13 protein-coding genes are annotated in these 12419 nt (G+C 69.6%); 2 read left to right on the top strand and 11 right to left on the bottom strand.

Going from position 1 to position 12419, the window contains the following annotated elements:
* Positions 1-45 precede the first annotated feature (45 nt).
* Positions 46-894: an LLM class flavin-dependent oxidoreductase gene (locus tag JIG36_RS25495; protein WP_203378921.1), complete on the top strand. Its 849-nt coding sequence runs from the start codon at positions 46-48 to the stop codon at positions 892-894.
* On the opposite strand, the gene JIG36_RS25490 is transcribed toward JIG36_RS25495, so the two are convergent.
* The 10 genes from JIG36_RS25490 to JIG36_RS25445 form a co-directional block, all read right to left on the bottom strand.
* The gene (locus JIG36_RS25490) at positions 888-1541 is read right to left on the bottom strand and encodes a GntR family transcriptional regulator (protein ID WP_203378920.1); all 654 of its coding nucleotides are present in this window, start codon (positions 1539-1541) and stop codon (positions 888-890) included. The genes JIG36_RS25495 and JIG36_RS25490 overlap by 7 nt on opposite strands.
* 68 nt (positions 1542-1609) lie before the next feature.
* Positions 1610-2236, bottom strand: a complete 627-nt coding sequence (locus JIG36_RS25485; RefSeq protein ID WP_203378919.1) for a type 4a pilus biogenesis protein PilO — start codon at positions 2234-2236, stop codon at positions 1610-1612.
* Positions 2236-2967, bottom strand: a complete 732-nt coding sequence (locus JIG36_RS25480; RefSeq protein ID WP_203378918.1) for a hypothetical protein — start codon at positions 2965-2967, stop codon at positions 2236-2238. Before JIG36_RS25480 ends, JIG36_RS25485 begins: the two co-directional genes overlap by 1 nt.
* Entirely contained in the window at positions 2967-3992 is a 1026-nt protein-coding gene (pilM, locus tag JIG36_RS25475) for a type IV pilus assembly protein PilM (RefSeq protein ID WP_203378917.1), read from the bottom strand. Before pilM ends, JIG36_RS25480 begins: the two co-directional genes overlap by 1 nt.
* A gap of 22 nt (positions 3993-4014) precedes the next feature.
* Positions 4015-4800 (bottom strand): prepilin peptidase, encoded by a 786-nt coding sequence (locus JIG36_RS25470; RefSeq protein ID WP_236048212.1) that lies wholly within the window; start codon positions 4798-4800, stop codon positions 4015-4017.
* A 73-nt stretch (positions 4801-4873) separates the two neighbouring features.
* Entirely contained in the window at positions 4874-5389 is a 516-nt protein-coding gene (locus tag JIG36_RS25465) for a type II secretion system protein (RefSeq protein ID WP_236048211.1), read from the bottom strand.
* Positions 5390-5473: 84 nt separating this feature from the next.
* A complete protein-coding gene (locus JIG36_RS25460; protein ID WP_203378915.1) occupies positions 5474-6706 on the bottom strand; it encodes a type II secretion system F family protein in 1233 nt (410 codons plus the stop codon).
* Positions 6707-6710: 4 nt separating this feature from the next.
* Positions 6711-7844: a type IV pilus twitching motility protein PilT gene (locus tag JIG36_RS25455; RefSeq protein ID WP_203379007.1), complete on the bottom strand. Its 1134-nt coding sequence runs from the start codon at positions 7842-7844 to the stop codon at positions 6711-6713.
* Between the two features lie 149 nt (positions 7845-7993).
* Complete coding sequence (locus JIG36_RS25450) at positions 7994-9661, bottom strand: GspE/PulE family protein (RefSeq protein ID WP_203378914.1); 1668 nt, start codon at positions 9659-9661, stop codon at positions 7994-7996.
* Between the two features lie 76 nt (positions 9662-9737).
* Positions 9738-10727 carry a GlxA family transcriptional regulator gene (locus JIG36_RS25445; RefSeq protein ID WP_203378913.1) on the bottom strand — a complete coding sequence of 330 codons (990 nt, stop codon included), beginning with the start codon at positions 10725-10727 and terminating at the stop codon, positions 9738-9740.
* A 52-nt stretch (positions 10728-10779) separates the two neighbouring features.
* On the opposite strand from JIG36_RS25445, the gene JIG36_RS25440 reads away from it, so the two are divergent.
* The gene (locus JIG36_RS25440; protein ID WP_203378912.1) at positions 10780-12069 is read left to right on the top strand and encodes an MFS transporter; all 1290 of its coding nucleotides are present in this window, start codon (positions 10780-10782) and stop codon (positions 12067-12069) included.
* Here JIG36_RS25440 and JIG36_RS25435 read toward each other — a convergent pair.
* A complete protein-coding gene (locus JIG36_RS25435) occupies positions 12059-12376 on the bottom strand; it encodes an STAS domain-containing protein (protein WP_203378911.1) in 318 nt (105 codons plus the stop codon). The two genes, JIG36_RS25440 and JIG36_RS25435, sit on opposite strands and share 11 nt — an antisense overlap.
* Positions 12377-12419: the final 43 nt, after the last annotated feature.

Below are 12419 nucleotides of genomic sequence, written 5' to 3'. Positions count from 1 at the left end.
GAAAAGGTCTGGGCAGAACGGAAAGGCCAGGGCGAGGATCGGCGGATGGTGACCTTCGCGCTCCAGTCCAAGCCCGAGTCGGCCGCGAGCTGGCTCGACGCCGCCCGCCGGGCCGAGGAGATCGGCTTCGAGTCGCTCTACCTCGCCGACCACCCGGGATCGACCACCGCCCCGTTCGTCGCTCTGGCCGCGGCGGCCGCGGTGACCTCACGGATCCGCCTGGGCTCGTACGTCTCGAACGCCGGCGTGCGCGAGCCGATGCTGCTGGCCTCGGACGTCGCCACGCTCGACCTCGTCTCGGACGGCCGGGCCGTGCTGGGCCTGGGCGCCGGTCACACCCCGGCCGAGTGGGCGGCGGTCGGCCGGGTGCGGCCCGACGTGCGGGGCCGGATCGACCACTGCATCGCCGTCGCCGAGGCGGCCGTGCGGATGCTGGCCGGTGAGGGCATGGAGCAGCCACGCCCCGTACAGGAAAAGGTGCCTTTGCTGATCGGTGGCGGCAATTCCCGGCTGCTGAGCTGGGCGTCCCGCAACGCCGACCTGATCGGGCTGTCGGGCCTGGGCCGCACGCTGGAGGACGGGCACCAGCACGAGACCCGCTGGCGCCGCGACCAGGTCGACGCTCAGGTCGAGCTCTGCGGCGGCAAGCCGGCCGAGGCGCTGGTGCAGCGGTTCGAGGTCACCGACGATGCCGGGGCCGCCTACGCCGCGTACGCGCAAGAGGTCGGCGAGGACGAGCAGGCGGTGGCCACCTGCCCGTACGTCTTCGCCGGCACGCTGGACGAGATCCGGGCCAAGATGCGCGACGTGGAGAACCGCTGGGGGATCACCCGGTTCGCCGTGCGCCGACCGGCGATCGACGCGGTGAGCGAGATCTTAAAGACCGCTCACTGATCGACGAAGAGCTCGCGCTCGACCTGGAGGCGGTAGTCGACGTAGATCTGCCGGTAGCGGGCCAGCGCACCCTTGCGGTCGCCCTCCTCGAGCAGCCGGATGATGGCGTCGTGGCCCTCGATCCAGCTGTTCCAGAGGTCGCTCTCGGCGGTCATCGCGAGTATCCGCATGGTGCGCGCCACCACCAGGTCCACCATGGACTGCAGCTCACGGTTTCCGCTGGCCAGGATGATGATCGTGCTGAAGTCGGCACCGGCCGCACCCGCGGCGAGCACGTTGCCGGCGGCCAGCGCGTCGATGAACTCCTTCTGGCGCTGGCGCAGCAGCCCGATGTGCGTGTCGGTGAGGTTGTCGACCCCCCACTCGAACCCGGCGCAGGCCAGCACGCTCATGACGTCTATGAGTTCGAGCGCGTTCTTCTGGGTGACCTTGGTGACGTGCCGGGTGCGGTTGGGCGCGATGTCGATCAGGCCCTCGACGCTGAGCTGGGCGATCGCTTCGCGTACGGGGGTGATGCTGACACCCAGGCGCGCCGCGAGCTCGGCGTCCTTGATGAGCGTGCCCGGGGGCAGCTCGCCGGTGACGATCTCGTTGCGCAGCTGGCGGACGACCGCTGCGGTACGGGTCGGTGGGACCGCGTATGACATACGGGCAGCGTACTCAGGGTGACAATGGAGTGTCGTCCCACCCGCCGCGGTTCACCCGGGCAACTCGGTCAGCTGGCCGAACAGACGTCCGTACGGTCGGTCTTCGCGCTGTCGGCGAGGTCCGAGGTCGTGCAGAACGCCGTCAGGGTGAGGTTCGCGGTGATGGCGTCGGCGGCGGCCGTGGCGTCGGTGGAGTCGCCGGCGTCGCTGGTGATGCTGACCGTGTCGATCAGCACGGCCCGGCTCTGCGTCTGCTGGAGCCGCACCAGGAACTTGCCGATGTTCTCGATGCTGCCCGACGCGTTCAGGGACAGCGGCAGCTCGACGGCCGAGTTGACCGTGTCCGACTTCAGGGCGGTGCCGACGGACAGGTCGGTGACCTTCACGTCGACCGCCGTGCCCGAGTCCTGCAGCGAGCGCAGGAAGACCGGCATCCCGTACGTCTCGGGGACGTTGGTGACGAGCTTGTCGAGCTGGGCCTGGTAGGTGGCCTTCTTCGCGTTCTGCTCCTTGAGCGCGGACACCTCCTTCTTGAGGCGGGTCAGCTGGATGCTCGTGTCGTCGGCCTCGGCCTGCACGGAGTCGGCCTCGGCGAACTTGGGCGAGATGGCGAGCAGCCACGCGGCCGCCACGATGATGACGATCGCCACGATCCCGCCGATGAGCCAGATCCGGTCGGTACGCCGTACGTCCATCAGTTTCCTCCGGAGCCGCTGCAGGGGGTGGTGAAGCGGCCGCAGAGGGCAGCCGAGGTGATCTTCGCGGTGATGGCGTAGCTGACGTCGCCCGTCTCGTTGGTGCCGATCGACGTCACGTACGGGTCGGCGACGCCCTTGAGGTTGGCCAGCCGGTCGATGTAGGCCGCGACCTCCTTCTTGGTCGGCCCCTTGCCGGCGATCGTCAGGGTGGCGACAACCCGGGTCGACGCGGCGGCCTGGCCGGTCGCGCCGGCGGTGGTGGCCGTCGCGGCGGCGGCGCTGTCGGTCAGGACGGTCGCGCCGAGCTCGTCGACCGTGACCTCGGCCGCCTCGGCGTTGGACCGCACCGTGTCCATCATGGTCGACCACGGCAGGTCGTTGGCGAGCAGCGTCTTCATCTCGTCGGTCAGGGTGTCCCGGTCGCCGATCACGGTCACGACCTGGGTGTACGCCTTCTTGTCGTTCTGCGCCTTGATGACCTGGGCCGAAGCCGTGGACAGGTTCTCGTCCGCGGTGTTGAGCTGCTGGACGGCGTAGAAGTACCAGCCGGCCATCCCCGCCACGACCACGATCACGGCCAGGATCAGCCCGCTGCGGGTGCGCCGGGCGTTGCGGCCGGCCTTGATCTCGTCGGGCAGCAGGTTGGCCCGGATCGTCAGCACCCGCGACGCCTGGGCGGGTGAGATCGCCGGGTCGACCGGCATCAGGGCGGTTTGGGTCGTGGTCATCAGGCTGCCGCTCCCAGGGTCAGGCCGATCGACACCGCGGCCGAGGGCACGAAACTGTCGAAGCCGCGCTCGCGGCCCTTGCGGGTGTCCTTGAGACGGCTGGCGCCGTCGGCGTACATCACGGTGATCCGCAGTTCGTTCTGGAGGTGCTCGGCCAGCCCGGGCATGAGCGCGCTGCCACCGCAGAGCGCGAGCCGGGTCACCTGCTTCTGCCGCTCACCCGAGGCCAGGTAGGTGAACGAGCTGCGCAGCTCGCTGACCAGCGGGCGGACCGCCTCCTCGGCAGCCTCGGCACCCTCGTCCCGGCCGTCGCCGTGCAGGCCGTAGCGGCACTTGAGCTCCTCGGCCTCGGCCGGGGCGACGCCGAGCCGGTTCGCGATGCTGTCGGTGATCTCCTGGCCGCCGCGGGGCACGGTCCGCACGATCAGCGGCTCGCCGTCGGCGTGCACCACGACGCTGGTCACGTCGAGCCCGATGTCGACGATCGCCTCGACCTGGGCGTCCAGCCGGGAGGCGGCGCGCAGCAGGGCGAACGACGCCAGGTCGACGCCCTTGACGTGCAGGCCGGCCTTCTCGACGGCGTCGACCGCGCTCATCACCGCCTCCTTGGGCATGGCGATGAGCAGCCCGCGGACGGTCGGGTTGTCGCCCGGGTCCTCGAGCGGGTAGAAGTCCAGCAGCGAGCGCTCGACGGCCAGCGGCAGCGCGTCCTTGACCTGGAACGGCAGGGCCTGGCGCATCTCCTTGGCGGGCAGGTTCGACACCGACATCTCGCGGACCACCAGCTGGGGGTTGGTCACGCCGATGTTGACGTTCTTGGTGCCGAACTTGCAGGCCGCCCAGAGCTGCTTGAGCGCCGAGGTGACCATCACCTGGTCCTGCACGACACCGCCGTGCACGGCGCCCGGCGGCAGGGGCACCTGGCCGAAGTTGGACAACGAGTAGTCGTCCTTGCCGCGGCGGACCTCGACGGCACGGATGGAGGACGTGCCGATGTCCAGGCCGATCGGGGTGACGCCAGCCATCGGTTTCCTTCCTGGGAGAACGTCAGACGGTGGGAACGAGCAGCGACGAGTACCACTGCGCGATGGGTGCGCCGGCGAAGACCGCGAGGAACGCGCCGGCGAGCATGTAGGGACCGAAGGGGATGCGGGTCTTGCGGTTGGCCCGGCGCAGCAGCATCAGGGCCGCGCCGACGACCCCGCCGAACAGGAACGCGGCGAACGCGCCGATCGCGACCGAGCTCCAGCCGAGCCAGCCCAGATAGAAGCCGATGATCGGGGAGAGCTTGAGGTCGCCGCCGCCCATCCCGCGCGGCAGCGAAGCGAGGATGAAGTAGCCGACGTAGAGCACCACGGCCGCGAGCAGGGCCCGTCCGGCGGCCGACCAGCTGCGCTCGGCGATCACCGCGGGGGAGAGCAGGACCAGGGCTACCGCGTACGAGGGTAGGACGATCTTGTCGGGGAGCCGCATGACGTCGAGGTCGATCGCGCCCAGGGCGACCGAGATCGCCGCCAGGTAGAGATAGGCCGGCAGTTCCCACGAGAAGCCGAACTTCGCGGCCACCGCGACGAACAGGACGGCGGTGCCGGCCTCGACCAGCGGATAGCGGGCGCTGATCGGGGTCTTGCAGTCGGCGCAGCGGCCACGCAGGAGCAGCCAGCCGAACACCGGGATGTTGTGGCGGTGGCGAACGGCGTGGCCGCAGGCCGGGCAGTGCGAGCCGGGGTGGACCAGCGACTCGTCGCGCGGGATCCGGTAGATCACCACGTTGAGGAACGAGCCCACGGCCAGTCCGAGGACGGCGACCACGATCAGCAGAAAGGTCTGCATCACGGTCCTCCGTCTCCCGGGTCAATGGATCGAGACCGGGTGGCGTCCGTCGGGCGCCACCCGGTTCACAGGGTCAGGCGCAGGTGGTGATGTTGCCGTTGTTGATCGTCTTGACCGAGCCGCCGAGGGCGCTGTCGTAGACGTAGAGCTTGCCGCTGCCGTTGGCGTTGACCGCACAGACCTTGTAGGTCGAGGTGGCCAGCGAGGTGCCGCTGCCGCTCTGGGTGCCGATCAGGTAGGTCAGCTTGGACTTGTCCGACAGGGTGACCCAGCCGGCCGGGGCGGCGCTGGCGGTGCCCGCGGTGCCGTAGAGGCTGAAGCTCGCGTCCTTCTCGGTCATCGAGGTGTTCGGGTACGAGTTGCCGTTGTCGGTGTAGTACTGCTCGATCGTGCTCACCGCGCCGCGCACGTCGGACTGCGCCGACTTGTCCGCCGCTCCCTTGCGGTAGTTGAGGTAAACCGGCACGGCGATCGCGACCAGCACGCCGATGATGACCACGACCACGAGGAGCTCGATGAGCGTGAAGCCCTCGTCGTCCTTGTTGTTCCGCAGCCGGTTGATCGTTTCCTGCATTGGGGGTGCCTCCATGCATCAGGGATATGGGGACGGGCGGTTTTGTTTTCCGGGCGGGGGGCCCGTTCGGCCGGCGGGAGTCCGGCCTGCTCCAGGGCGTCAGTTGCTCTGGATGTTCTGGTAGATGGTGAACATCGGTAGGTACAGACAGATCACCATTCCGCCGACCACGGCACCCATGACGAGCACCATGATCGGTTCGATCGAGGCAGTCAGGGATTCGGCAGCGCTGTCGACTTCCCTGTCATAGAAATCGGCAACCTTGTCCAGCATCTGACTGATTTGGCCGGATTCTTCGCCGACTTCGATCATCTGCGTGACCATGGCCGGGAAGATCGGGTGGTTGCGCAGGGCCGAGGACATCGTGTTGCCGTCGCGGACGGCGGCCTGGACGTCCTTCATGGCCGCGTTGATGACCTCGTTGCCGGTGGTCTCGCCGACCACGGTCAGCGCCTGCATCACCGGCACGCCGACGTTGAGCAGCAGGCCCAGGTTGCGCGAGAAGCGGCTCATGGCCAGCTTGCGGAAGAGCGAGCCGAAGACGGGCAGCCGCACCTTGATCTTGTCGACCTTGTAGCGGAATTCCTCGCTGGCGCGTTGCTGCCGCTTGTAGGCGATCGACCCGCCGATGCCGACGATCAGCACCAGGGGTCCGATCCACCACATGTTGTGGCTGGCGTCGACCAGGAACTGGGTGATCGCCGGGAGCTCGCCCCCGAGGTTCTTGAACATGCCCTCGAAGATGGGCACGATGAAGATCAGCACCGCGGCGATGAGCACGAAGGTGAACGAGAGCACGATCGCCGGGTAGGTCATCGCGCTTTTGATCTTGCCGCGGAGCTCGGTGTCCTTCTCCAGGCTGTCCGCGATCTGCTCGAGAGCGCGGTCGATCATACCGCCGGTCTCACCGGCCCGGACCATGGCGATCATCAGGCGCGGGAAGATGCGGTCGTGCTTGGCCATCGAGCCGGACAGCGAGGCGCCGCCGGCCACCTCGGTGCGCAGCTCGCCCAGCGCCTTCTTGAGCGGGACCGAGCTGCACTGCTCCTCGAGGATCGCCAGCGACCGCAGCAGTGACATGCCGGACGCGGTCATCGTGGCGAACTGGCGGGCGAAGACGGCGAGATCCTTGAGCTTCACCCGGCCGCCGAAGCCCGGGATCTTGATCTCCATGTCGAGGCCCTTGCCGGCCTCGATGAGTTCGAGCGGTGTCTCGCCGCGCGTCTTCAGAAGATGGGTGGCCGCGGTCTCGTTCGGCGCCTCGACCGTGCCCTTGGTGCGATGACCGGCGCCGTCGATGCTGCTGTACCGATAGACCTTGGTGGCGGGCATCGGCTCACATCCGTCCCACGAGTCGCTTGAGCTCTTCCTGCGAGTGGCAGATCTCCAGGGCGGCCTGCAGCGTCACGATCTGCTCCCGCACCTTCTCGGCCAGGTGCTGGTCGAACGCGAGCATGCCGTCGCCCGCGCCGGCCTGCATGAACGAGGGGATCTGGTGCGACTTGCCCTCGCGGATCAGGCTGCGGATGGCCGGGGTGGCGGTGAGGATCTCGCAGACCACGGCCCGGCCCTTGTTGTCGGCCCGGGGCGCCAGCGCCTGCGTGATGACCCCCTGCAGCGACGCCGCCAGCTGGGCGCGGATCTGCAGCTGCTGGTGCGGCGGGAAGATGTCGATGACGCGGTCGATGGTCTGCGTGGCGCTCTGCGTGTGCAGCGTCGCCAGCACCAGGTGACCGGTCTCGGCGGCGGTCAGCGCGGTCGCCGTGGTCTCGAGGTCGCGCAGCTCGCCGACCAGGATGATGTCGGGGTCCTGCCGCAGGGCGTGCTTGAGCGCGCTGGCGAAGTCCTCGGTGTCGGTGCCGACCTCGCGCTGGTTGACCACGCTGCGCTTGTGCGGGTGCAGGAACTCGATCGGGTCCTCGATGGTGATGATGTGGTCGGCCCGGCTGCGGTTGGCCAGGTCGAGGATCGAGGCCAGGGTCGTGGTCTTGCCGGAACCGGTCGGGCCGGTCACCAGCACCAGGCCGCGGGGCAGGTGGGCGAAGCGGGCCACCGAGTCGGGCATGCCGAGCTCGTCCAGCGGCTTGATCTCGTGCGGGATGGCCCGGAAGACCGCGCCGCACGAGTTGCGCTGCACATAGAGGTTGCCGCGGAAACGGGAGACGCCGACGATGCTGTGCGCGAAGTCGAGCTCCTGCGAGTCCTGGAACGTCTGCCACTGCTCGGGCGAGACGGCGGCGCGGGCCAGCAGCGCGGTGTCGGCCGAGTTCAGGTTGCCGTAGCCGGGGATCGGGCGCAGCGAGCCGTTGACCCGGATCATCGGCGGGGTGCCGACGGTCAGGTGCAGGTCGGAGCCCTTCGCCTCGACGAGGGTGACGAGCATCTGGTTGAGCACGGCCAGGTCGCCCGGCGCGGGGGCGGGCTCGTGCGCCGCCGCCTGCTGGGGGACCATCTGGTCGGTCTGATACATCTCCACCGGCAATCTGCTCGTCCGTCAGTGACGCCTCTTAGATTCGGCACCCGGAAGGACCGCTTTAGGGGCTGTATCCGCGTTTTCGGCCGCTCCCGCGGGGTACGCGGTAGGGTTTTGCCGCCCCGAAGCGCGCAGGGCGAGCGCGCTCAGATGGCGACGCGCGAGACTTCCCGTACGGACGTGAGCCCGCCCGACGCCTTGGCCAGCCCGTCCGCCCGCAGCTCGTACATCCCCTGGTAGAGGGCCACCTCGCGGATCTCGTTGGCCGAGGCCCGGCGGATGGTCAGCGCCTCGATCTCGGGCGAGATCGGCATGACCTCGTGCAGCGCGATCCGGCCCCGGTAGCCCGTGTTGGCGCAGTTGCGGCAGCCCACCGGCCGGTAGAGCGCCTCCGGCACGGCCAGGTCCTCGAACGGCCAGCGCGCGCCGACCAGCTCCTCCTCGGTCGGCTGGTACGCCTCCTTGCACCAGTCGCAGAGGCGCCGGGAGAGCCGCTGGGCCAGCACGCAGTCGAGCGACGAGCCGACCAGGAACGGCTCGATGCCCATCTCGGTGAGACGGGTGACCGCGCCCGGGGCGTCGTTGGTGTGCAGCGTCGAGAGCACGAGGTGACCGGTGAGCGACGCCTCGACCGCGATCTGGGCGGTGTTGCCGTCGCGGATCTCACCGATCAGCACGACGTCGGGGTCGGAGCGCAGGATGGCCGGCAGCACCGCCGCGAACGTCAGGCCGGCCTTCGCGTTGACCTGCACCTGGTTGACGCCGCGGAGGCGGTATTCGACCGGGTCCTCAACGGTGATCACGTTGACCTCGGGCTTGCTGATCCGGCCCAGGGTGGCATAGAGCGTGGTCGACTTGCCGGAACCGGTCGGGCCGGTGACCAGCACCATGCCGTGCGGCTTGGTGAACGACTCGGCGAAGCGGTCGAGGTTGTGCTGGGTGAAGCCGAGCTTGTTCATGTCGAGGTCGATGCCGCCGGTGTCGAGCACGCGGAGCACCAGCTTCTCGCCCCAGACGGTGGGCAGCGTGGCGGTGCGCAGGTCGACCGTGCGGTCGCGGATGAGCGCGGTGATGCGGCCGTTCTGCGGCACCCGCTTCTCGGTGATGTCGACGCCCGACATGATCTTGATGCGGGAGGTGAGGGCGGCCATGACGCCCCGCGGCACCAGGTCGACCTCGTGCAGCACGCCGTCGATGCGGTAACGCACCCGCATGTCGTCCTCGGTCGGCTCGAGGTGCAGGTCGGAGGCGCGGTTCATGACAGCCTGCTCGATCAGGCTGTTGACGTAGCGCACGATCGGCGCGTCGTCGGCGCTGGTGGCCTGGGCGGCCATCCCGCTCTGGGACTCGGCCTCCTCGTCGACCATGTCGCCCAGGTCGCTCGACTCGCGCTGCAGCTTCTCGATGATCCGGCGGACCTCGCTGCGGGCGACCACGACCGGCCGGACGGTCATGCCGGTGGCGGCCCGCACGTCGTCGAGCGCGACCACGTCGCCGGGGTCGGTGACGCCGACGACCAGCTCGCCGTCGGCCATCGAGATTCCCAGCACGCGGTGGCGCAGCACGACCGAGAGCGGGATCTTCTTGAGCGCGGCCGGGTCGGGGGTGAAGCTGACCAGGTCGACGGTGTTGATGCCGAACGCGAGGGCGGCCGCCTGGGTCAGCTGCTCCTCGGTGACGACCTGGTCGTTGATCAGGACCGCGCGCACGGATCGGCCGCTGCGCTGCGCTTCCCCCGCGGCCGAGTCCACGGCCTGCGGATCGATCCCGATCTGCTTGAGGGCGTCGAGCAGCGGGCGGAAGGTCTGGTCCATGACGTCCTTGGTCTCGGCAAAACCGTGCTTGCCTATACCTATCGGGCGTCTGGGCGGAAAGCTGAGATTCGCGTGATTATGACGCGGATCGCACCGGCTGCCGGAACGTGCGGCGGTAGGCCGAGGGCGCCACCCCGATCGTCGCCTGCAGGTGCTGGCGCAATGCCGTCGCGCTGCCCAGACCCGAGCGCCGGGCCACCGTCTCCACACCCAGATCGGTCGACTCCAGCAGAAGCTGAGCATGCGCGATGCGCTGACGCAGGAGCCACTGCCGGGGGCTGGTGCCGGTCTCTTCGCGGAAACGCCGGGTGAACGTGCGTACGCTCATCCGGGCGTGCTCGGCCATTTCTTCCAGGCTCACCGGGTCGGCCAGCCGGTCGAGCGTCCAGGCACGGGTCGGCGCGGTGCCGGTGCCGTCGGAATGCGGGACCGGCCGCTCGATGAACTGGGCCTGACCGCCGTCGCGCCAGGGCGGCAGCACACAGCGGCGGGCGGCTCGGTTGGCGACCTCGGAACCGTGGTCGTTGCGCACGATGTGCAGGCCGAGGTCGACCCCGGCGCCCACTCCGGCCGAGGTCAGCACGTCGCCGTCGTCGACGAAGAGCACGTCGAGGTTCCAGTGCACCCGGGGATAGAGCCGGCCGATGCGGTTGCCCCACAGCCAATGGGTGGCGGCCGGGCGTCCGTCCAGCAGTCCCGCCGCGGCGAGAACCGAGGCGCCGGTGCAGATGGAGACGATCCGCGCACCCCGGGCGGAGGCATTCACGAGCGCTTCCCGTACGTCTTCCCGCAGCGTCCCATCGGTCACGGTGCTCCCGGCATCAACTCCCGGCACGACCACCGTGTCGGCCCGCTCCAGCACGCTCAGATCGTGGTCGGGGGTGACCGTGAAGCCGGCCGTGCTGCGCACCGGGCCGGTGCCGCAGACCAGCACGTCGTAGAGCATGGTGCGGTCGGCGTCGCGGGCCGCGCGGAAGACCTGGCACGCGGTGCCGAGATCGAAGGCGACGAGTCCGTCCAGGACAAGAACGGCAATCGTGTGAGGCATGGCCCGATTCTTGCGCATGATGGCCTCCCGGCCACTCGCCTGACCGGCCGATGATTCGCAGAATCTGTACGTGACCAAGTTCCGCATCCATCCCGCCTGGCTGGTGGCCGTCGTCGCGTTCGTCGCCCTGGTCGGCGCGGCCGGGTTCCGCGCCACCCCGTCCGTCATGATCCGGCCCCTGCACGACGAGTTCGGCTGGTCGCTGGGCACGATCTCGGCCGCCGTCTCGGTCAACCTGCTGCTCTACGGCCTCACCGCACCGTTCGCGGCGGCCCTGATGGAGCGGTTCGGCATCCGCCGCGTGGTGATGGTCGCCCTGCTGCTGGTCGCCACCGGCTCCGGCCTGACCGTGTTCATGCAGTCGAGCTGGCAGCTCATCCTGCTCTGGGGTGTGCTGGTCGGCCTGGGCACCGGCTCGATGGCCCTCGGCTTCGTCGCCACCATCACCGGCCGCTGGTTCGTCAAGCACCGGGGCCTGGTCACCGGCGTGCTCACGGCCGGCGGCGCGGCCGGCAACCTGGTCTTCCTGCCGGTGCTGGCCACGCTCACCGAGAACTCGGGCTGGCGGACCGCCGCGCTGACCGTCACCGGCGCCGCCCTGCTGGTCGTCCCGCTGGTCTGGTGGCGGCTGCGCGACCACCCCTCCGAGCTGGGGCTGGGAGCCTTCGGCGGCCAGTACGAGGAGCCGAAGCCGATCGCGCCCGCCGGCGCTGCCCGCACCGCCCTGACGGCCCTGCGCGACGCGGCCCGGACCCGGCCGTTCTGGCTGCTCGCGGGCGGGTTCGCGATCTGCGGGGCGACCACCAACGGCCTGGTCGGCACCCACTTCATCCCGGCCGCGCACGACCACGGGATGACCGAGACCACCGCCGCCTCACTGCTGGCGCTGGTCGGCCTGTTCGACATCGTGGGCACGATCGCGTCGGGCTGGCTGACCGACCGGGTCGACAGCCGGATCCTGCTCGGCGCCTACTACTTCCTGCGCGGGCTGTCGCTGCTGATCCTGCCGTCGCTGTTCGCCGCCACCGCGCACCCCAGCATGCTGGTGTTCATCCTGTTCTACGGGCTCGACTGGGTGGCGACGGTGCCGCCGACGGTCACGCTCTGCCGGGAGTACTTCGGCGAGCGCGGCGCGGTGGTCTTCGGCTGGGTCTTCGCCTCGCACCAGTTCGGCGCGGCCGCCGCCGCCACCGCGGCCGGGCTGGTCCGCGATCAGCTGGGGGCGTACACGTGGGCCTGGTACGGCGCCGGCGCCCTGGCGATTCTGGCCAGCGTGCTCAGCCTGATGCTGTTCGCGGGCAAGCGGCTCAAGCCGGTCGCCCCGGGGATCGGTCTGGTCGGGCAGCCCGCTAAGGCGTGAGCTCCACGACCTCGAGCAGGCCGCTCAGCATCAGGATCTGTTTCACCGGAGCGGTCGCGCCGGACAGCCGGAACCGGACTCCGGAATCGCGGGCGCGCTGAAAACCGAAGATGAGCGCGCCCAGGCCGGTGGAGTCGATGAAGACGAGGTCGCTCAGGTCGACGACGATCTCGCGCGGCCGGGTCGCGAGCGCGTCGGACAGCGCGGCGCGGACCTGGTCGACGGTGAGCACGTCGACCTCGCCCCGCAACGCCACGGTCGCGGTCTCGCCGGAGCGGTCGAGGCTCGTCACGAACTCGTCGGGCAACGTCTTCCTTCTTCCACTGTGGCGATGCTTCCACGTACGGTAA

The sequence above is a fragment of the Paractinoplanes ovalisporus genome (genome assembly GCF_016834655.1).
GTDB classification, from domain to species: domain Bacteria; phylum Actinomycetota; class Actinomycetes; order Mycobacteriales; family Micromonosporaceae; genus Actinoplanes; species Actinoplanes ovalisporus.
The sequence above is the reverse complement of the archived record's forward strand: the minus strand, read 5'-3'. Positions and strand labels throughout refer to the sequence as shown.

Coding starts and splice junctions, on each gene's coding strand:
- JIG36_RS25495 (WP_203378921.1), top strand. CDS start 46: ATGGTGACCTTCGCGCTCCAGTCCAAGCCCGAGTCGGCCGCGAGCTGG.
- JIG36_RS25490 (WP_203378920.1), bottom strand. CDS start 1,541: ATGTCATACGCGGTCCCACCGACCCGTACCGCAGCGGTCGTCCGCCAG.
- JIG36_RS25485 (WP_203378919.1), bottom strand. CDS start 2,236: ATGGACGTACGGCGTACCGACCGGATCTGGCTCATCGGCGGGATCGTG.
- JIG36_RS25480 (WP_203378918.1), bottom strand. CDS start 2,967: ATGACCACGACCCAAACCGCCCTGATGCCGGTCGACCCGGCGATCTCA.
- pilM (WP_203378917.1), bottom strand. CDS start 3,992: ATGGCTGGCGTCACCCCGATCGGCCTGGACATCGGCACGTCCTCCATC.
- JIG36_RS25470 (WP_236048212.1), bottom strand. CDS start 4,800: ATGCAGACCTTTCTGCTGATCGTGGTCGCCGTCCTCGGACTGGCCGTG.
- JIG36_RS25465 (WP_236048211.1), bottom strand. CDS start 5,389: ATGGAGGCACCCCCAATGCAGGAAACGATCAACCGGCTGCGGAACAAC.
- JIG36_RS25460 (WP_203378915.1), bottom strand. CDS start 6,706: ATGCCCGCCACCAAGGTCTATCGGTACAGCAGCATCGACGGCGCCGGT.
- JIG36_RS25455 (WP_203379007.1), bottom strand. CDS start 7,844: ATGTATCAGACCGACCAGATGGTCCCCCAGCAGGCGGCGGCGCACGAG.
- JIG36_RS25450 (WP_203378914.1), bottom strand. CDS start 9,661: ATGGACCAGACCTTCCGCCCGCTGCTCGACGCCCTCAAGCAGATCGGG.
- JIG36_RS25445 (WP_203378913.1), bottom strand. CDS start 10,727: ATGCGCAAGAATCGGGCCATGCCTCACACGATTGCCGTTCTTGTCCTG.